The organism is Variovorax atrisoli (assembly GCF_014195185.1).
Lineage (GTDB): Bacteria > Pseudomonadota > Gammaproteobacteria > Burkholderiales > Burkholderiaceae_C > Variovorax > Variovorax atrisoli.
The window spans coordinates 262,276-280,714 of sequence record NZ_JACIBG010000001.1; the positions used below are offsets into that span (position 1 = coordinate 262,276).

An 18,439-nucleotide genomic window follows, 5' to 3' on the forward strand; every position below is an offset into this window, starting at 1 on the left:
TCCATCGCATTAGACGACGAAGGCGGCCCGAGCGGTTGCAGGCGTCTCGCGGCAGGGGTGGTGCTGTAACAGCGTCACGTGCCTGCAATTTTCCTGACATGCCCGCTTCATCGCAGGTGCGGAGACTCGCTCGCAGAAAGGGTTTCCACATGAAAGAACTGCCCAACCCGACGTTTCCGCTTTCTCAGATCGGGCTCCGCGCGGCCTTGTGGCCTGCTCCTGCAGCCGGTGGCTCCACCGCTGCCGCCCGCCCGTCGGTGCCGCAGGCCCCTGCAGTCATCCTGCCGCAGGCCGTCGAATCAAGGCAAGGCATCACCGTCGGCTGGGCACGCCACGTCGATGACGTTCGCGCCGCACAGCGCCTTCGCTACGACGTGTTCGTCGGCGAGATGGGCGCCCGGGTCTCCTCGCCGCTGGCCGGCCACGACATCGACCTGTTCGACGACTTCTGCGAACACTTGCTGGTGCGCGACGAGCAGACCCAGCAAGTCATCGGCACCTACCGCGTGCTGACGCCGGCCCAGGCACGCCGGGTCGGCAGCACCTACAGCGATACTGAATTCGACCTCACCCGCCTGCGCGACCTGCGCGAGCGCATGGTGGAGCTTGGCCGCAGCTGCGTGCACCCGGACCACCGCCAGGGCGGCGTGATCCTCGCGCTCTGGGGTGCCCTGGCCGGCTTCATGCACCGCAACAAGCTGGACACGATGATCGGCTGCGCCAGCATCCCGATGTCACACAACGGTGTCACGAACGGCGATGCTGCAGCCAGTATCTGGCGCCAGGTTTCGGCCAAGCACATGGCGCCCATCCAGTACCAGGTGCAGCCCCGCCTGCCGCTGCCGGTCGAGCGCCTGGACACGCTCGACGTGGAACCGCCGGCACTCATCAAGGGCTACCTGCGCCTGGGCGCGAAGGTGCTCGGTGCCCCGGCCTGGGACCCGGATTTCAACGCTGCGGACCTGCCGATGCTGATGCGCATCGACGACCTGCCGGCGCGTTACCGCAAGCACTTCCTGGGTTCATGAAGCCGGCGGCTGACCGGCCCGAGACAGGGCCGCTCGCTTCCTCGCCTGGTGCCCTCGGCCGCCAGACCGCTGGCGCCGAGGCGTCACCGAACAGTCATGGAACTGTCACAAGAGGGGCTGACACTGTCATATTTCAGCCTGTGTTCCCTCCTGTGTCGCCTGCTTCAGAATCAGTGTCCATGTCACCCGCTCCCGCCAACCCGTCTCCCGAGGTTGCGGCACCTGCTTTCACGTTGCTGGACCGCGACCACAGCATTCTTTCGTTCAACGAGCGCGTGCTCGACTGGGCGCATCGCAAGGAAGTGCCGCTGATCGAGCGCCTGCGCTACCTGTGCATCGTTTCGTCGAACCTCGACGAGTTCTTCGAAGTCCGCGCCGCACCTCACCTGATCGCCGGCAGTGCGGGCGACCACAAGGGCACCTACACGGTCGAATCGTTCGAGCGGCTCGCGGAGGCGGCCCACAAGCTGGTGGCCCGGCAGTACGCGCTGTACAACGACGAGCTGATGCCCACCTTCGCGACGCACGGCATCCGCATCATTTCGCACGGCGAGCGCAATCCTGCCCAGCGCAAGTGGGTCAGCGAGTATTTCGAGCGCGAGGTGCGCCCGCTGCTGATCCCGGTCGGGCTCGATCCGGCGCATCCGTTCCCGCAGGTGGCGAACAAGTCGCTGAACTTCATCGTGCGGCTGGGCGGCAAGGACGCCTTCGGGCGCGAGAACCCGATCCAGATCGTCAAGCTGCCACGCGTGCTGCCGCGGCTGATCAGGATGCCGGCCAAGGTGTCGGAGGGCAAGACGCTCTTCGTGGCGCTTTCGAGCGTGGTGCGCGCGCATCTGAGCAGCATGTTCCCGGGACGCGAGGTGGGCGACTTCTCTCAGTTCCGCGTGACGCGGCATTCCGACCTGGCCGTGGACGAGGAAGACGTCAAGAACCTTCGTACCGCGCTGCGCCAGGGCCTGCAGCACCGCCACTACGGGCAGGCCGTGCGCCTCGAGGTCTCGGCGAGCTGTGCCGAATCGCTCGCGAGCTTCCTGCTGGCGCAGTTCAACCTGCCGCCCCAGGCGCTGTACCGAGTGCACGGCCCTGTGAACCTGGCCCGCCTCACGCAGCTGGCGGACCTGCTCGACGAACCTCAGCTGCGCTTTCCGCCGTATCGCGCCTCGTACCCCGTCACCCTGTCGCCTGGCCAGTCGTTCTTCGAGCAGTTGCAGCGCGGTGACGTGCTGATCCACCAGCCCTTCGAGAGCTTCGAGGGGGTGCTGGCATTCCTGCGCGAGGCGGTGCAGGACCCCCAGGTGCTGGCGATCAAGCAGACCATCTACCGCACGGGCGCCGATTCGGAAATGATGGACCTGCTGCGCGAAGCCGTTCGCCGCGGCAAGGAAGTCACGGTGGTCGTTGAGTTGAAGGCCCGCTTCGACGAGGAAGCCAACATCAACTGGGCCGAGATGCTCGAGTCGATCGGCGCCCAGGTGGTCTATGGCGTGGTCGGCCTCAAGACGCACGCCAAGATGCTGCTGGTGACGCGGCGCGAGGGCAAGCAGATGCGCCGCTATGGCCATCTTTCCACGGGCAACTACAACCCGCGCACCGCCAGGCTCTACACCGACATCAGCCACCTCACGGCCGATCCGCTGCTGACGGCCGACATGGAGGCCGTGTTCGTGCACCTGGCGAGCCAGAGCCGCCTGCCGAAACTCAACCGCATGTGGCTGGCGCCGTTCGACCTGCACAAGAACATCGTCGCGCAGATCGATGCCCTCGGCGTGGCCGCCGCGGCCGGCCAGCCGACCCGCATCGTCGCCAAGATGAATGCGTTGACCGACGACGAGATCATCTCCTCGCTGGTCCGTGCCGGCCAGAAGGGCGTGAAGATCGACCTGATCGTGCGCGGTGCCTGCACCTTGCCTGCGCAGGTGCCGGGCGTCACGGACAACATCCGGGTGCGCTCGGTCATCGGCCGTTTCCTGGAGCATTCGCGGGTCTTCTACTTCCGCAATGGCGAAGACGAATCGCTCTATCTGTCGAGCGCCGACTGGATGAACCGCAACATGATGCGGCGCGTTGAGCTCGCGTGGCCCGTGACCGACCCCGGACTGCGCCAGCGATTGATCGACGAATGCCTGGTGGCCTACCTGCACGACGGCCGCGACGCCTGGGACCTGGGCGCCGACGGCACCTACACGCGCGTCGCCCACGATACGCACGCGGCCGAGGCCGGTTCCTCGCCCGCCGTCGAGGCCCACGGCGCTCAGGCGGCGCTCATGAACCGCTACGCATCACGAGGGCATCTCAGAGATGCATCCGGCAACTGACGATCGAAAGACGATGACCATGGACTTGATCTTCTGGCGCCACGCCGAAGCCGAGGACTGGACCGAGGGTTGCGACGACATGCAGCGCTCGCTCACCGCGCGCGGCGAAAAGCAGGCCAAGCGGATGGCGGCATGGCTCGACAGGCAGCTGCCGGACGGCACGCGCATCATCTGCAGCCCGGCGCGGCGCTGCGAGCAGACCGCGCTGGCGCTGGGCCGCAAGTACAAGCTGCGTTCGGAGCTTGCTCCTGACACCACCGCCGAGGCGATGCTCGGTGCGGCCGGCTGGCCCAATGGCAAGTCGGTGGTGCTGATGATCGGTCACCAGCCGTCGGTGGGGCAGGCGATCTCGCTGCTGCTCGGCCTGAAGCAGGACAGCTGCCCGGTGCGCAAGGGCGCGCTGTGGTGGATCCGCACGCGCGAGCGCGACGGCGATGTGCAGACCGTTGTGGTGACGGTGCAGTCGCCTGAACTGCTCTGACCAGCCGTATCGGAAGGCGGGAAGGGCTCAGCAGCCGCTGAGCTCGACCCGCCAGCTGCTGGTCTTCTGCCAGGCCAGCACTTCCTCGCGCAGCAGGTGCGCCGATTGCGGATACGCCTCCGCCCAATCCGGGGCGCAGGCGATGGTGAAGGCGCGTGCACCGAGCGCCGCAAGATGAAGCGCCTGCGGATCGGGGTCGCGGCGCGCATGGCACAGGATCACCGCGAGCCGCAGCGCCAGCAGCTGCATCACGAAGGTCTCGTCGTCCAGCGAGGCCTCGAGCTTGCGTAGCTTGCCGCGCTGGCCCAGCACCAGCTGGGCCAGGGCATGGAGTTCGTTGACCGCGAAACCCGGTGCATCGGTGTTGTCGAGGATGTAGGCGCCGTGCTTGTGATAGTCGCTGTGCGACACGAGCGTGCCGATCTCGTGCAGTTGCGCGGCCCATCCGAGCTTGCGCAGCGCGCGGCCGGCCCGGTTGGTGGTGCTGCCGCCGCGCGCGGCCGGTGCCAGCTGCACGAAAAGGGCTGCGGCCGTTTCGCCCACGCGCCGGGCCTGCGCCGGATCCACCGCGAACCGGGTGGCCAGCCGCGCCACGGTGGTGGTGCGCATGTCGGCGACGCTTTCGTCGCGCTCCAGCAGTTCGTAGAGCACGCCATGGCGCAGCGCGCCCTGCGCGACCTTCATTTCGTCGATGGACAGGAGATCGAACACCGCCCGCAGCACGCTCAGGCCGCCGCCGATGACTGCCTTGCGGTCTTCGCGCATGCCGTCGATGCGCAGCTTGTCGGCGCTTCCGGCCTTGAGCAGGCGGTCGAGAAGCCAGTCGAGGCCCGCTCGGGTGACCAAGCCGGGGTCGCCGCCGGCAGCCGCCAGCACGTCGCCGACCGCACCGATCGTGCCCGAGGCGCCGTAGGCCACATCCCACTGGTCGCGCGCGTAGCTGCCGAGCGCGTCGTCGAGCACGGCCTTTGCGGCGACTTCGGCCGCGCGGAAGGCGCCCTGCGTGAAGAGGCCTTCGCCGAAGTGCTTCATGGACCACGCGACGCTGCCCACGCGGTAGGACTCCATCCGGTCGGCGACCAGGGCGCGGCCGATGATCATTTCGGTGGAGCGCCCGCCGATGTCGATCACCAGCCGGCGTTCGCGGTCGGAGGCGTCGTTGTGCGGCAGCATGTGCGCCACGCCCTGATAGATGAGGCGGGCTTCCTCCCGCCCCGGGATCACGTCGATGCCGAATCCCAGAATGGTGCGCGCGCGCAGCAGGAATTCTTCCCGGTTGCGAGCCTCGCGCAAGGTCTGCGTGGCCACGGCCCGGACCTGCGAGCGCTTGAAGCCCGCCAGGCGCTCGCCGAAGCGGGCGAGGGCGTCCCACCCGCGCTGCATGGCTTCCGTGGTCAGGTTGCGTGCGCTGTCCAGGCCGTTGCCCTGGCGCACCGTTTCCTTGAGGTATTCGGTCCGGTGGATCTGGCCGTGGTCGACCTGTCCGATTTCGAGCCGGAAACTGTTCGACCCCAGGTCGACTGCCGCGAGGCGGGTGCCGTTTTGCATGTGTTCTGAAAGGGAGGGCAGGGATTGTTCGCGTTCGATCGTAGCGCCGTGACGGGGCGCGCCGCCCCCGGAACCTGCAGCGGCGAGTTTCGAGAGGCTAGGCACAACAAATGACTGTTATGTGACAGCGTCACACGAAACACCGGCGCCGGAAAGGCATTTTCCCTCGATGGAGGGGTGTCACATTGATGTCATAGAAGCTTTCTAGAGTCCGTCCCAAGCCCGAAAGGGACTACTTCTTACTTCTAAAAGGAAGCTTCATGAAAACGACGTTCAAATTTGCAACAGCCGGTCTCGTGGCCGCGATGTTCTCCATTTCCGCCTTCGCACAAGACGTGACCGGCGCAGGCGCCAGCTTCCCGGCACCGCTGTACGCCAAGTGGGCTTCCGACTTCAACAAGGCCACCGGCGTCAAGATCAACTACCAGTCGGTCGGCTCGGGTGCCGGCATCAAGCAGATCGAAGCCAAGACCGTCGACTTCGGCGCTTCGGACGCTCCCCTGAAGGACGACGAGCTCCAGGCCAAGGGCCTGCTGCAGTTCCCCACCGTCATCGGCGGCGTGATTCCCGTGGTCAACATCCAGGGCGTGAAGCCCGGCGAGCTGAAGCTCAACGGCCAGGTCCTGGGCGACATCTACCTGGGCAAGATCACCAAGTGGAACGACCCCGCCATCAAGGCGCTGAACGGTTCGCTGAACCTGCCCGACGCCGCCATCGCCCCGGTTCGCCGCGCCGACGGTTCGGGCACCAGCTTCCTGTTCACCAACTACCTGAGCAAGGTCAACGCCGAGTGGAAGTCCAAGGTCGGCGAAGGCACGGCCGTGAACTGGCCCACCGGCGCGGGCGGCAAGGGCAATGAGGGCGTCGCGGCCTTCGTGAACCGCCTGCCGAACTCGATCGGCTACGTCGAGTACGCCTACGTCAAGCAGAACAAGATGACGTACGCCCAGATGCAGAACGCCGCCGGCACCTTCGTGTCGCCCGACGACTCGGCATTCAAGGCCGCCGCCGCAGGCGCCGAATGGAACAAGAGCTTCTACCAGGTGCTGACCAACCAGGCCGGCAAGGATGCATGGCCCATCACCGGCGCCACCTTCATCCTGATGCACAAGGTGCAGGACAAGCCCGCCAACGCGGCCACCGTGCTCAAGTTCTTCGACTGGGCCTACAAGAGCGGCGACAAGACGGCCGACGAGCTCGACTACGTGCCGATGCCCGACGCCGTGAAGGCCACCATCGCCAAGGCATGGGGTGAGGTGAAGGACTCGTCGGGCAAGGCCGTCGCGTTCAAGTAAACCTACCCACCAGTCCAGAACGGCGCGCCCATGAGCAACTCTTCGCTCGAGGACGCGCCGCTTTCGTCTTTGCCGGAGCGACCTGTGTCATCCACCTTTCCCGCCGCCACCACCTCCCTCGACCTCGCGGCCGAGCGCGGTCGTGCCACCGCACCTCCGCCGCCTGTGAAGGCACCGCGTTCCGGCCCGATGGCCGACCGGCTGTTCGGCTGGGCCGCCAAGGGCGCCGCCTTGCTGACGCTGGCGATGCTCATCGGCATCCTGCTGTCGCTGGTTGCCGGCGCCTGGCCTGCCATCTCGAAGTACGGCCTCGGCTTCCTCACGAGCAGCGTGTGGGATCCGGTCAAGGACGAGTACGGCGGCCTGGTCATGATCTACGGCACGCTGGCCACCTCGATCATCGCGCTGGTGATCGCGGTGCCGGTGAGCTTCGGCATCGCGCTCTTCCTCACCGAACTCTCGCCCAGCTGGCTCAAGCGTCCGCTGGGCACGGCCATCGAACTCCTGGCTGCGGTGCCCTCCATCGTCTATGGCATGTGGGGCCTGCTGGTGTTCGGGCCGATCCTGTCGACCTGGGTGCAGCAGCCGCTGCAGAAGCTTCTTTCCGGCGTGCCCTATCTCGGCGCGCTGGTGTCCGGCCCGCCGGTGGGCATCGGCATTCTTTCGGCCGGCATCATCCTCGCGATCATGATCATCCCGTTCATCGCTTCGGTGATGCGCGACGTGTTCGAGGTGACCCCGCCGCTGCTGAAGGAGTCGGCCTACGGCCTCGGCTCCACCACCTGGGAGGTTGTTTCCAAGGTGGTGCTGCCCTATACCAAGGCCGGCGTCATTGGCGGCATCATGCTCGGCCTCGGCCGAGCGCTTGGTGAAACGATGGCGGTCACGTTCGTGATCGGCAACATGAACCAGCTCAACTCCCTTTCCGTGTTCGAGGCTGCGAACAGCATCACCTCGGCACTCGCCAACGAATTCGCCGAAGCCGGCGCCGGCCTGCACCAGGCCGCGCTGATGTACCTCGGCCTCGTGCTGTTCTTCATCACCTTCGTCGTGCTGTCGCTCTCCAAGATGCTGCTGGCCCGTATGAAGAAGAGCGAAGGAACCAAGTCGTGAGCACCGCCCAGAACCTTCTCGTGGCCAAGGCACTGGCCGAAACGCGCCAGGCCAAGTTCGCCGCGCGCAATCGCGTCAACAAGATCGCGCTCACGCTGTCGCTCGCCGCGATGGCCTTCGGCGTGTTCTGGCTGATCTGGATCCTCTGGGAAACGCTGCGCCAGGGCGTGGGCGGCCTGGCCATCGCCACGTTCACGCAGATGACGCCGCCGCCGAACGAGGCGGGCGGCATCGCGAATGCGATCTTCGGCTCGTTCGTGATGGTGATGCTGGCCACCTTCGTGGGCACGCCCATCGGCATCATGGCCGGCATCTACCTGGCCGAGTACAACCCCAAGGGCCTGCTCTCTTCGGTCACGCGCTTCGTCAACGACATCCTGCTGTCGGCGCCGTCGATCGTGATCGGCCTGTTCGTCTATGCCGTGGTGGTGGCCTACTTCAAGACCTTCTCGGGTCTGGCCGGTGCCATCGCGCTCGCGCTGATCGTGATTCCGGTGGTCATCCGCACCACCGAGAACATGCTGCAGCTGGTGCCGCCGGGCCTGCGCGAAGCGGCCTACGCGCTGGGCACGCCGAAGTGGCGCGTCATCACCAACATCACGCTGCGCGCCGCCCGCGCCGGTGTGGTCACTGGTGTGCTGCTGGCCGTGGCGCGCATTGCCGGCGAAACCGCGCCGCTGCTCTTCACCGCGCTGAACAACCAGTTCTGGACCGCCGACGTGAGCCAGCCGATGGCCAGCCTGCCGGTCACGATCTTCAAGTTCGCGATGAGCCCCTACGAGAACTGGCAGCAGCTGGCATGGGCCGGCGTGTTCCTGATCACGATCGCCGTGCTTGCCCTCAACATCCTGGCGCGGGTCCTGACGCGCAACAAACATTGAATCCGGAAGAAGACAACAAATGCCAAACACTGTCGCACAACCGACGCGCTCGAAGATCTCGGTCAAGGACCTGAACTTCTACTACGGCAAGTTCCACGCGCTCAAGGGCATCAACCTCGAGATTCCCGAGAACAAGGTCACCGCCTTCATCGGCCCGTCGGGCTGCGGCAAGTCGACCCTGCTGCGCACCTTCAACCGCATGTTCGAGCTCTATCCGGAGCAGCGTGCCGAAGGCACCATCGCGCTGGACGGGGAGAACCTCCTCACGTCGAAGCAGGACGTGGCGCTGATCCGCGCCAAGGTCGGCATGGTGTTCCAGAAGCCGACGCCGTTCCCGATGTCGATCTACGACAACATCGCCTTCGGCGTGAAGCTGTTCGAGAACCTCTCGGCCAGCGAAATGGACGATCGCGTCGAATGGGCTCTGAAGAAGGCGGCCCTGTGGACCGAGGTGCGCGACAAGCTGCAGCAAAGCGGCTCCGGCCTGTCCGGCGGCCAGCAGCAGCGCCTGTGCATCGCGCGCGGCATCGCGATCAAGCCCGAAGTGCTGCTGCTCGACGAGCCCTGCTCGGCGCTCGACCCGATCTCGACCGCGAAGATCGAGGAGCTGATCGCCGAACTCAAGAACGAATACACGGTGGTCATCGTGACGCACAACATGCAGCAGGCCGCGCGCTGCAGCGACTACACCGCTTACATGTACCTCGGCGACCTGATCGAGTTCGGCGCGACCGAACAGATGTTCTTCAAGCCGCAGCGCAAGGAGACCGAGGACTACATCACCGGCCGTTTCGGTTGAAGTCAAAGGAGACAACATGACCGAGAAACATCTCTCCAGCCAGTTCGACAGCGAGCTCAACGGCGTTTCGTCGCGCGTGATGGAGCTCGGCGGCATGGTCGAGTCGCAGATCAACCAGGCCGTCTATGCACTGCTGCAGTTCGACCCCGAGGCGGCCAACCGCGTGATGGAAACCGAGCACCGCGTCAATGCGATGGAGATCGACATCGACCGCGAGCTGTCGTCCATCATCGCGCGCCGCCAGCCGACCGCACGCGACCTGCGCCTGCTGATCGCCATCAGCAAGACGACCGCCAACCTCGAGCGCGTGGGCGACGAGGCCAACAAGATCGCGCGCATGGTCAAGTCGATCATCGAGAGCGGCGCCGCCCGCCAGCTGCCGACCACCGAACTGCGCATCGCCGCCGACCTCGCCGCGGGCCTGCTGCGCAAGGCGCTCGACGCCTTTGCACGGCTCGATACGGCAGCGGCCGTGTCGATCTTGAAGGACGACGACCTGATCGACAAGGAGTTTGACGGCTTCGTGCGCAAGCTGGTCACCTACATGATGGAAGACCCGCGCACCATCTCGGCCAGCCTGGACCTGCTGTTCCTGGCCAAGGCAATCGAACGCATCGGCGACCACGCGAAGAACATCGCCGAATTCATCATCTACATCGTCAAGGGTGCCGATGTGCGGCACACTTCGATGCAGGAAATCGAGTCCGCGCTGCAGTAACGGCTGCGGCAAGACTCCCAAGAAAAGCATGAAGAAACCCCGAGTCCTGATCGTCGAAGACGAGTCCTCGATCGCCGAGCTGATCGCCGTCAACCTGCGCCACAACGGCTTCGAGCCGATCTGGTCGGAAGATGGCGTCGCGGCCCAGCGCGAGATCGACGCCTTCCTGCCGGATCTGATCCTGCTCGACTGGATGCTGCCGGGCCAGAGCGGCCTGCAGCTCGCGCGCCAGTGGCGCAAGGACCCGCGCACCAAGGCCATCCCGATCCTGATGCTGACCGCGCGCGGCGACGAACCCGACAAGGTCGCCGGTCTCGACGCCGGCGCCGACGACTACATCACCAAGCCGTTCTCCACCCAGGAAATGCTCGCCCGGATCCGCGCCGTGCTGCGCCGCCGGGCGCCGGAAGTGGTCACGGAGCGGGTGGAGATCGGCGAACTGGCCCTCGACACCTCCACGCACCGCGTGACCTGGCAGGGCAATGCGCTGAAGGTCGGCCCGACCGAATTCAAGCTGCTGGCCTACCTGATGCAGCATGCCGAGCGCGTGCACAGCCGTGCGCAGCTGCTCGACAAAGTGTGGGGCGACCACGTCTACATCGAGGAGCGCACGGTCGACGTGCACGTCAAGCGCCTGCGCGAATCGCTGGGTGCCGCCGCGCCGATGGTCGAGACCGTCCGCGGAGCGGGCTACCGGCTGACCGCCCAAGTCACGGTTTGAGCGCCGTGGCTTCCCTTGGCCGCGGGCGCGGATAATCGCCCGCCATGCCTTTCCGCATCGCTACTTTTTTAATAGCGTCCCTGGCAGCAGGCGCGGGCGCCGCCGGCATCTTCGGCTGGAAGTTCGGCTGGCTGGGTGCCTGGCTCGGCGCGGTTATCTGGCTGGCGCTGGATGCGTGGCGCGCCGATCGGCTGCTGCGCATCCTGCGCAACGACGCCGCCGGCCTGCCGTCTCGCTGGCCGGGTGTCTGGGGCGAACTCTCCGAGCGCATCCGCAAGCTGCTGCGCGACCGCGAGCAACAGACCCGGCAGGCCGAAGACCGCCTGCAGGAGTTCCTTGCGGCGATCCAGGCGTCGCCCAACGGCGTGGTGCTGCTCGACGAGCAGGGGCGCATCGAATGGTGCAACCAGACGGCGGCCAGCCAGTTCGGCATCGATGCCGAGCGCGACCTGGCGCAGCATCTGGCGAATCTCGTGCGCGATCCCGCCTTCGTCGCGTACCTCGCGTCCTGGAACTACAGCCGCGACGTCGTCATCGACGGCCCGGGGCTGGGCCATGGCCACCAGCGCAGTCATCCGGTACGGCTCTCGGTGCAGGTGCACCCCTATGCCGGCAACCGCCGCATGCTGCTCACCCGCGACATCACGGCGCTCGAGCAGGCCGAGGCGATGCGCCGCGATTTCGTGGCGAACGTGTCGCACGAGATCCGCACGCCGCTGACGGTGCTGGCGGGCTTCGTCGAGACGCTGCAGAACCTGCCGCTCGATGCCGACGAGCGCACGCGCTATCTGTCGCTGATGGGGCAGCAGTCCCACCGCATGGAGACGCTGGTGAACGACCTGCTGACGCTGTCGCGGCTCGAAGGCAGCGCGCCGCCCTCGAGCAGCCAGTGGATTCGCATTCGCGCGCTTTTCGCGCAGTGCGAGGACGAGGGGCGCGGCCTCTCGGGACGGCTGACGCCGCAGGGGCACCGGCTTTCGTTCGCCGTGGAAGCCGAGTCGGAAGTGTCCGGCGCGCCGACCGAGCTGCAGAGCGCGATGTCGAACCTGCTGAGCAATGCCATCCGCTACACGCCGGGTGGCGGCGAAGTCGCCGTCAGCTGGCGGGTGCTGCCGGACGGGCGCGGCGAGTACGCCGTGAAGGACACGGGCCCCGGCATCGCTGCGGAGCACATTCCTCGCCTCACCGAGCGCTTCTATCGCATCGACCGCAGCCGCTCGCGCGAAACCGGCGGCACGGGGCTGGGACTGGCGATCGTCAAGCACATCGCCCAGCGGCACGGCGCGGAGTTGCGCATCGAGAGCACCGTCGGCAAGGGGTCCCGCTTCGCGCTGGTCTTTCCGGCGGCGCGCGTGCGGGAAGCGCGCGTGATGGCCAGGTAGGCCCTCGGGCCTTATTCGCCTTCCTGCTACTTGCGTTTCGCGCGCCGGCGCATCGTCCAGCGCAGCAGCGCGCCGAACAGCAGGGCGGTCAGCGCGAGCGCCGCGGCGCTCATGATCCAGAACGCCAACGGCGACTGCATCGCCTCCCACGGGCCGAGGCCACGATAGGCGAGCAGGTAGCTGCCGCCCAGGCCCACGCCCCACAGCATCGTGCAGTAGATCACCAGCGGCGCGAGCGTGACCCGGTAGCAGCGCAGCACGAATACGCAGAAGGTCTGCACGGCATCGGCCACGTGATAAGCCGCGACGGCGAGCAGCAGCGATGCCGCCATCGCGATGACGGCCGGGTTGTCGGAATACACGTTGGCGAGTTCGTCGCGCAGCACGACCATGGCCGCGGCATAGACGAGCGCGCACAGCGCGGTCAGACCGAAGCCCTTGCGGCAGGCGAGCCGCGCCTTCGCTTCATCGCCGGCACCCAGCCAGAAGCTCACGCGGGCACTGGTGGCGATGCCCAGCGACAGCGGTGTCATGTAGGCCACCGCCAGCAGGTTCGACGCGATCTGGTGCGCCGCCGCTGCGGCGGTGCCGAGCCGGGCGATGAACAGCGCCATCAGCGTGAACGAAGTGACTTCGACCAGCACCGCCAGGCCGCCGGGCACGCCGAGTCGCGCGAACTTCCGGATCTGCTGCCAGTCGGGCGCCTCGATGCGCTTCCAGAGACCGTAGTTGCCATAGAACGGCCGGTTGCGCAGCAGCCAGACGGCGCAGCCGAGCATGGTCCAGTTCACGCACAGCGTGGCCCAGCCGCAGCCCACCAGTCCCATGGCCGGCAGGCCCGCGCCACCGAAGGTGAACCAGATCGACAAGGGCAGCTTCACGCCCAGCGAGCCCAGCTGCAGCCAGGTCACGAGCTGAGGCCTGCCCAGGCTCTGGTTGAGCGTGCTGAACAGGCGAAAGAGAAGGGCGGGCGCCAGCGCGAAGGCCAGCACCGCGAGGTAGGCCTCGACTTCGCCGCGCATCTCCGCGGGCACCTGGGTCCATCGCAGGACCGACCCTGGCAGCAGCAGGATCGCCATTCCGATGACGATGGCGATGGCCGCCAGGTACAGCGATTGCCGCACCGACCGGCCCACCTCGCCGCCGCGCCCGCCGCCGTGCAGTTCGGCCCAGACCGGCAGCAGCGCCTGCAGCACGCCCATCAGGGACACGTAGACGCTGACGAAGACCGCGGCGCCGACGGACAGCGCGGCCAGCGCATGCTCCGAGTAGCGGCCCGCGATGATGGTGTCGGTCACGCCGAAGGCCATCACCGCCAGCTGCCCGACGAGCACCGTGCCCGCGTGCCGCGCGATCAGGGCACGTTCGCTCCTCACTGCGGCGTGATCTTCTGGTAGAGCAGGAGGTCGTCGGCCGCGCTGCTCGGGCGGCGCAGCGTGCCGGCGAAGCGCCACTGGTCGAACGGGATGATGGTGTGCAGGCGCTCGATCGTCTCGGGGCTGGCCAGCAGCCATGGGCAGTCGGTGCCCAGCAGCAGCGGTTGCACGTTGAAGTTGCCGTGATGGCGCAGCGCCGCGATGTGCGGTCGGCTCAGCGCCAGTTCCGCAATGCAGCGCGGCTGGCCCACGCGCTCGGCCACGGCGCGGATCTGCGGCACGTAGCTGCGCGCATAGTCGATCGGCGGCAGCCACAGCGTCATCAGCAGCATCCAGCAAAGCGCGGTGCCGCCGGCCGGCAGCACCAGCGTCTTCCAGAGCGCGGCGCGGTGCCGTCCGGTGCGCCAGCGCACCAGCCAGCACCAGGCGATGGTAGCGGCCACCGCGAGCACCACCGCGATCGGCGAGAACTCGGGCACGAAGCCGGGCACCAGCCGCGCGACGCTGGCCGCGGGTTTGGGCGGCACGCCCGTCTGCATCGCGATCCAGTAGATCCAGCCCAGCACTGCGAGTCCGCTGAAGAAGAGGACGTTGAACCAGTCGATCAGCGCGGAGGCGCTGCGCCTAAAGGTGGGCAATGCGAACGCCGCGAGCGTGGCGAAGGCCGGCAGGGCCAGCAGCAGCGAGCGGTCGGAGTAATCGGTGGTCCAGGTGGCGGCCAGCGGTACCAGCGCGAACCAGAAGGGCAGCGCGACGTGGCGCGCAGTGAGCTGCCGCCGCCAGCGCCACAGCGTCCAGATGGCGAGCGGCCAGACCGGCCATGTGAACCAGACCAGCAGCTTGGCCTGGCCGCGCAAGTCACTCACCAGGGTGTTGCCCATCACGGTGATCTTCCACGTCGGCAGCTTCAGGCTGAAGACCAGTACCGCGGCGAGCGCGGTGATGCCGATCATCGTGAGAAGGGCCCCCCGCGTGTAGCCGGGGCCGACGCTTTCATCGTCGATGCCGAAGTCTTCGCCGGCGGACCTCGCCGCCAGCCTGCGCTCGTACGCGACGTAGATCACGCTGCCGATGGCCAGCGCGAGCCCGACGGTGGGCGCGCCGCTCAGGGTGATGCCCAGGGTGCCCACGGTGAGCGCGATCACCGGGCCGGCCCGGCGATAGGGCAGGGCGGCCACGCCATAGAAGAGGCTCGAAGAGAAGAAGAGCTGGGCCAGCGCGGGCGTGGTCTCGTGGCCGAGCTGCGCGAGGCCGAGGCAGGCGATCAGCGCGAGCAGGCCGCCGTCGGCGATCGCACGCGCATAGTCGGTCGGCCGGGCCTCGCCGCCGAAGGCGAAGGCCACGGGCTGGGCCCGCGCGGTGCGGGCCAGGTAGTACACCGCATACCAGGTGGCGGTGAAGGTGCCCCAGAGCAGGAAGGCGAACGCGACTCGGACGGCCAGGTCCGGGTTGACCCACGAGGGCGCGATCTTGATGGCCAGTGCGCCGATCCAGTACGGGACCAGCGCCGGCGTTTCCGGACGCAGGCCCAGCAGCATCGGATCGAACCAGCGCGCGATGCCTTCGGTGCTGTGGGCCAGTTCGGCCATGTAGCCGAAGGCGGTGATGTCGGCGCTCTTCCAGGGGCCCCGGCCGACCAGCCCCGGCAGCAGATAGGCCGCACAGAGCAGCAGCAATGCGATGCGCGGAAGCCGGCGCACGGCGCTCTGGGCAACGATCGCGGGGGTGGGCTGGTTCAAGTGGACGGAAGAGGCAGGAGCGGGAAAGAAAAAGGGCAGCGCGGTAAACCGGGCTGCCCTCGACGCAAAAGCGCGTACCTTACTTCGAGGCGGCGCCGGTGGTCTTGCCGAAGCGGTTGCGGAACTTCTCGACGCGGCCGCCCATGTTGTCGACCGACTTCTGCGTGCCGGTGTAGAACGGGTGCGATTCGCTCGTGGTATCGAGCTTGAACAGCGGCAGCTCACGACCGTCGTCGGTCTTGCCCATTTCCTTGGTGTTCGCGCACGAACGGGTCACGAACTTGAAGCCGTTCGACATGTCGACGAACAGGACTTCGCGGTAATTGGGGTGGATGCCTTCTTTTGCCATGGTGTTTCCTTTTGCGCTTTTGGAATCAATGCGCGGTCGATGCGAGAGCCACCAGCGTGCCATCAGTGGCGCGCTGCCCCGGGGGAGACCCGAGGAGCCAGGCGAAGCTGCCTGACCGCACTTTTCGCGGAGCCAGCGATTATCGCATACTGCCCCATTTTCGAGCAAACCGAAGGCGCCCAATGACTTCCAGCCCCCTGCGCGCGGGCCTCGTCGGCTATGGATTTGCCGGCCAGACCTTTCACGCCCCCGTTCTCTCGGCCGTTCCGGGACTGGAGCTGGCGGCCGTGGCCAGTTCGCAGCCGCACAAGGTGCATGCCGACTGGCCCGGCGTGGCGGTCGTGCCGGATGTGTCCGCGCTTGTGGCCCGCCCCGACATCGACCTGATCGTGGTTGCCACGCCCAACGCCCAGCACCATCCGGTCGCCAAGGCGGCGTTGGAGGCCGGCAAGCACGTCGTGGTCGACAAGCCTTTCACGCTCGACGTGGCCGAGGCGAGGGAGCTCGAATTGTTGTCAAGGCGCAACAATCGGCTCCTGGCGGTCTACCAGAACCGCCGCTTCGATTCCGATTTCCTGACCCTCAAGGAACTCCTCGCTTCCGGCGAGCTGGGCCGCCCTGTGTACCTGGAGTCCCATTTCGACCGTTTCCGCCCCGAAGTGAAGGAGCGTTGGCGCGAACAGGCGGTGCCTGGCGCGGGCCTCTGGGTCGATCTGGGTTCCCATCTGCTCGATCAGGCGGTGCAGCTTTTCGGCCGTCCCGACACGATCCAGCTCGACACGGCGGTCCTGCGCGACGGCGCCGTGGTCGAGGACTATTTCCATGCCGTGTTGCGCTATGAGACAGGCTCGCACTCACCGCTGCGCGTGGTGCTGCATTCGACGACGCTGGCGGCTCACGCGGCGCCGCGCTACATCGTCCACGGCACGCTTGGAAGCTACGTCAAGGACGGCGTCGATACGCAGGAGGACGCTCTGCGTGCCGGGCAGCGGCCGCCCGCCGAAGGGTGGGGCGCCGATCCGCTGGACGGCGAGCTATCGCTGGCAGGGCCCGGCGGGACCTTCACCAGGCGAAGCATTCCCACGCGGGCCGGCAACTACGTCGACTATTACGCCGCGGTTCGCGATGCCATCCTCGGGCAAGGCTCCAATCCGGTGCCGCCCGAGCAGGCTGTCGCCCTCATGGAGTTGCTCGACCTCGGCCGCCAAAGCGCTCGAGAGGGCCGAGCGATCCGCACATGAAAAATGCCCGCACAAGGCGGGCATTCATTCGTGGGGTGCCACTGATCCGGCTCTGCCGGTCAGTCGGCACCGCCCCCGGTAGGGGGCAGGCGTAGCGACACGAAGTACGCGCAGCCTGGAGGCGGGCAACAGTTACCCGCCGCGACGCATCATGTCGAAGAACTCGACATTGGTCTTCGTCGCCTTCATGTTCTTGAGCATCAGCTCCATCGACTCGATCTCGTCCATGTTGTACATGAGCTGGCGCAGGATGCGGGTCTTCTGCAGGATCTCGGGCGCCAGCAGCAGTTCTTCGCGGCGCGTGCCGCTGCGGTTGAGCTGGATCGAGGGGAACACGCGCTTCTCGTAGAGGCGGCGGTCGAGGTGGATTTCGGAGTTGCCGGTGCCCTTGAACTCTTCGAAGATCACTTCGTCCATGCGGCTGCCGGTGTCGATCAGCGCGGTGCCGATGATGGTCAGCGAGCCGCCTTCCTCCACGTTGCGCGCCGCGCCCAGGAAGCGCTTGGGACGCTGCAGCGCATTGGCGTCGACGCCGCCGGTCAGCACCTTGCCCGACGAGGGCACGACGTTGTTGTAGGCGCGGGCCAGGCGGGTGATGGAGTCGAGCAGGATCACCACGTCCTTCTTGAGCTCGACGAGGCGCTTGGCGCGCTCGATGACCATCTCGGCCACGTGCACGTGGCGCGCGGCGGGCTCGTCGAAGGTCGAGGCAATGACCTCGCCCTTCACCGTGCGCTGCATTTCGGTCACTTCCTCGGGGCGCTCGTCGACCAGCAGCACCATCATGTGCACGTCGGGATAGTTGGCGCTGATGGCGTGGGCGATGTGCTGCATCATCACCGTCTTGCCGCTCTTGGGCGGCGCCACGAGCAGGGCGCGCTGGCCTTTGCCGATGGGGGCGATGATGTCGATGATCCGGCCGGTGATGTTCTCGTCGCCCTTGATGCCGTCGCGCTCGAGCCGCATCTGCTCCTTGGGGAACAGCGGCGTCAGGTTCTCGAACATCACCTTGTGCTTGTTCTGCTCCGGCGGCCCGTTGTTGACCTTGTCGAGCTTGGTCAGCGCGAAGTAGCGCTCGCCGTCCTTGGGCGTGCGCACCTCGCCTTCGATCATGTCGCCGGTGTGCAGGTTGAAGCGGCGCACCTGGCTGGGCGAGATGTAGATGTCGTCCGTGCTGGCCGTGAAGCTGGTGTCGGGGCTGCGCAGGAAGCCGAAGCCGTCTGGCAGTATTTCGAGCACGCCGTCGGCGAAGACCTGCTCGCCGGCCTTGGCGCGCTTCTTGATGATCGCGAACATCAGCTCCTGCTTGCGCATGCGGCCAACGTTTTCGATCTCAAGCGCTTCAGCCTGCTTGAGGACTTCAGACACGTGGAGTGCCTTGAGTTCGTTTAAGTGCATGGAATGACCCCTCGTGGGGCAATCGAACGGAAAACGGGGGGAGGTTGGGCGT

The 18,439-nt window shown here is 66.8% G+C and carries 16 protein-coding genes; 11 read left to right on the forward strand and 5 right to left on the reverse strand.

Features of this window, described 5'->3' with window-relative positions; translation table 11 throughout:
- Positions 1–149 precede the first annotated feature (149 nt).
- Genes FHY06_RS01355 through FHY06_RS01365 form a run of 3 tightly spaced genes read left to right on the forward strand, consistent with a single transcriptional unit; the run spans position 150 to position 3,827 of the window.
- Positions 150–1,028: a GNAT family N-acetyltransferase gene (locus FHY06_RS01355; protein ID WP_184602972.1), complete on the forward strand. Its 879-nt coding sequence runs from the start codon at positions 150–152 to the stop codon at positions 1,026–1,028.
- Positions 1,025–3,346, forward strand: a complete 2,322-nt coding sequence (ppk1, locus tag FHY06_RS01360; protein WP_184602975.1) for a polyphosphate kinase 1 — start codon at positions 1,025–1,027, stop codon at positions 3,344–3,346. The genes FHY06_RS01355 and ppk1 overlap by 4 nt, the downstream gene beginning before the upstream one ends.
- 19 nt (positions 3,347–3,365) lie before the next feature.
- Positions 3,366–3,827 (forward strand): SixA phosphatase family protein, encoded by a 462-nt coding sequence (locus tag FHY06_RS01365; RefSeq protein WP_026346220.1) that lies wholly within the window; start codon positions 3,366–3,368, stop codon positions 3,825–3,827.
- A 27-nt stretch (positions 3,828–3,854) separates the two neighbouring features.
- On the opposite strand, the gene FHY06_RS01370 is transcribed toward FHY06_RS01365, so the two are convergent.
- Complete coding sequence (locus tag FHY06_RS01370) at positions 3,855–5,375, reverse strand: Ppx/GppA phosphatase family protein (protein WP_019653052.1); 1,521 nt, start codon at positions 5,373–5,375, stop codon at positions 3,855–3,857.
- Between the two features lie 260 nt (positions 5,376–5,635).
- On the opposite strand from FHY06_RS01370, the gene pstS reads away from it, so the two are divergent.
- The 7 genes from pstS to phoR are packed head-to-tail and all read left to right on the forward strand — an operon-like array spanning position 5,636 to position 12,284.
- Positions 5,636–6,670 carry a phosphate ABC transporter substrate-binding protein PstS gene (gene pstS, locus FHY06_RS01375; RefSeq protein ID WP_019653051.1) on the forward strand — a complete coding sequence of 345 codons (1,035 nt, stop codon included), beginning with the start codon at positions 5,636–5,638 and terminating at the stop codon, positions 6,668–6,670.
- A gap of 30 nt (positions 6,671–6,700) precedes the next feature.
- On the forward strand, positions 6,701–7,783 hold the full coding sequence (gene pstC / locus FHY06_RS01380; RefSeq protein WP_019653050.1) for a phosphate ABC transporter permease subunit PstC: 1,083 nt from the start codon (positions 6,701–6,703) through the stop codon (positions 7,781–7,783).
- Positions 7,780–8,664 (forward strand): phosphate ABC transporter permease PstA, encoded by an 885-nt coding sequence (pstA, locus tag FHY06_RS01385; protein WP_019653049.1) that lies wholly within the window; start codon positions 7,780–7,782, stop codon positions 8,662–8,664. The genes pstC and pstA overlap by 4 nt, the downstream gene beginning before the upstream one ends.
- Positions 8,665–8,683: 19 nt before the next feature.
- Positions 8,684–9,463 (forward strand): phosphate ABC transporter ATP-binding protein PstB, encoded by a 780-nt coding sequence (pstB, locus tag FHY06_RS01390; RefSeq protein ID WP_019653048.1) that lies wholly within the window; start codon positions 8,684–8,686, stop codon positions 9,461–9,463.
- 16 nt (positions 9,464–9,479) lie between these two features.
- Positions 9,480–10,181, forward strand: a complete 702-nt coding sequence (gene phoU / locus FHY06_RS01395) for a phosphate signaling complex protein PhoU (RefSeq protein ID WP_019653047.1) — start codon at positions 9,480–9,482, stop codon at positions 10,179–10,181.
- 28 nt (positions 10,182–10,209) lie between these two features.
- A complete protein-coding gene (phoB, locus tag FHY06_RS01400; RefSeq protein WP_019653046.1) occupies positions 10,210–10,902 on the forward strand; it encodes a phosphate regulon transcriptional regulator PhoB in 693 nt (230 codons plus the stop codon).
- A 44-nt stretch (positions 10,903–10,946) separates the two neighbouring features.
- Positions 10,947–12,284 carry a phosphate regulon sensor histidine kinase PhoR gene (phoR, locus tag FHY06_RS01405; RefSeq protein ID WP_184602977.1) on the forward strand — a complete coding sequence of 446 codons (1,338 nt, stop codon included), beginning with the start codon at positions 10,947–10,949 and terminating at the stop codon, positions 12,282–12,284.
- A gap of 26 nt (positions 12,285–12,310) precedes the next feature.
- Here phoR and FHY06_RS01410 read toward each other — a convergent pair whose 3' ends face one another.
- From FHY06_RS01410 to FHY06_RS01420, 3 genes are all read right to left on the reverse strand, one after another.
- On the reverse strand, positions 12,311–13,660 hold the full coding sequence (locus FHY06_RS01410) for an MATE family efflux transporter (protein ID WP_126184298.1): 1,350 nt from the start codon (positions 13,658–13,660) through the stop codon (positions 12,311–12,313).
- Positions 13,657–15,399 (reverse strand): hypothetical protein, encoded by a 1,743-nt coding sequence (locus FHY06_RS01415; RefSeq protein WP_126184297.1) that lies wholly within the window; start codon positions 15,397–15,399, stop codon positions 13,657–13,659. The genes FHY06_RS01410 and FHY06_RS01415 overlap by 4 nt, the downstream gene beginning before the upstream one ends.
- 79 nt (positions 15,400–15,478) lie before the next feature.
- Positions 15,479–15,748 (reverse strand): type B 50S ribosomal protein L31, encoded by a 270-nt coding sequence (locus FHY06_RS01420; protein WP_019653042.1) that lies wholly within the window; start codon positions 15,746–15,748, stop codon positions 15,479–15,481.
- Between the two features lie 182 nt (positions 15,749–15,930).
- On the opposite strand from FHY06_RS01420, the gene FHY06_RS01425 reads away from it, so the two are divergent.
- Entirely contained in the window at positions 15,931–16,989 is a 1,059-nt protein-coding gene (locus tag FHY06_RS01425; protein WP_184602979.1) for an oxidoreductase, read from the forward strand.
- Between the two features lie 132 nt (positions 16,990–17,121).
- Here the strand turns inward: FHY06_RS01425 and rho are convergent, their stop codons facing one another.
- On the reverse strand, positions 17,122–18,387 hold the full coding sequence (rho, locus tag FHY06_RS01430) for a transcription termination factor Rho (RefSeq protein ID WP_019653040.1): 1,266 nt from the start codon (positions 18,385–18,387) through the stop codon (positions 17,122–17,124).
- Between the last annotated feature and the right edge of the window lie 52 nt (positions 18,388–18,439).

Excerpts from the sequence above, each read along its gene's own strand:
- FHY06_RS01355 (WP_184602972.1), top strand. The coding sequence starts at position 150 with ATGAAAGAACTGCCCAACCCGACGTTTCCGCTTTCTCAGATCGGGCTC.
- ppk1 (WP_184602975.1), top strand. The coding sequence starts at position 1,025 with ATGAAGCCGGCGGCTGACCGGCCCGAGACAGGGCCGCTCGCTTCCTCG.
- FHY06_RS01365 (WP_026346220.1), top strand. The coding sequence starts at position 3,366 with ATGGACTTGATCTTCTGGCGCCACGCCGAAGCCGAGGACTGGACCGAG.
- FHY06_RS01370 (WP_019653052.1), bottom strand. The coding sequence starts at position 5,375 with ATGCAAAACGGCACCCGCCTCGCGGCAGTCGACCTGGGGTCGAACAGT.
- pstS (WP_019653051.1), top strand. The coding sequence starts at position 5,636 with ATGAAAACGACGTTCAAATTTGCAACAGCCGGTCTCGTGGCCGCGATG.
- pstC (WP_019653050.1), top strand. The coding sequence starts at position 6,701 with ATGAGCAACTCTTCGCTCGAGGACGCGCCGCTTTCGTCTTTGCCGGAG.
- pstB (WP_019653048.1), top strand. The coding sequence starts at position 8,684 with ATGCCAAACACTGTCGCACAACCGACGCGCTCGAAGATCTCGGTCAAG.
- phoU (WP_019653047.1), top strand. The coding sequence starts at position 9,480 with ATGACCGAGAAACATCTCTCCAGCCAGTTCGACAGCGAGCTCAACGGC.
- phoB (WP_019653046.1), top strand. The coding sequence starts at position 10,210 with ATGAAGAAACCCCGAGTCCTGATCGTCGAAGACGAGTCCTCGATCGCC.
- phoR (WP_184602977.1), top strand. The coding sequence starts at position 10,947 with ATGCCTTTCCGCATCGCTACTTTTTTAATAGCGTCCCTGGCAGCAGGC.
- FHY06_RS01420 (WP_019653042.1), bottom strand. The coding sequence starts at position 15,748 with ATGGCAAAAGAAGGCATCCACCCCAATTACCGCGAAGTCCTGTTCGTC.
- FHY06_RS01425 (WP_184602979.1), top strand. The coding sequence starts at position 15,931 with ATGACTTCCAGCCCCCTGCGCGCGGGCCTCGTCGGCTATGGATTTGCC.
- rho (WP_019653040.1), bottom strand. The coding sequence starts at position 18,387 with ATGCACTTAAACGAACTCAAGGCACTCCACGTGTCTGAAGTCCTCAAG.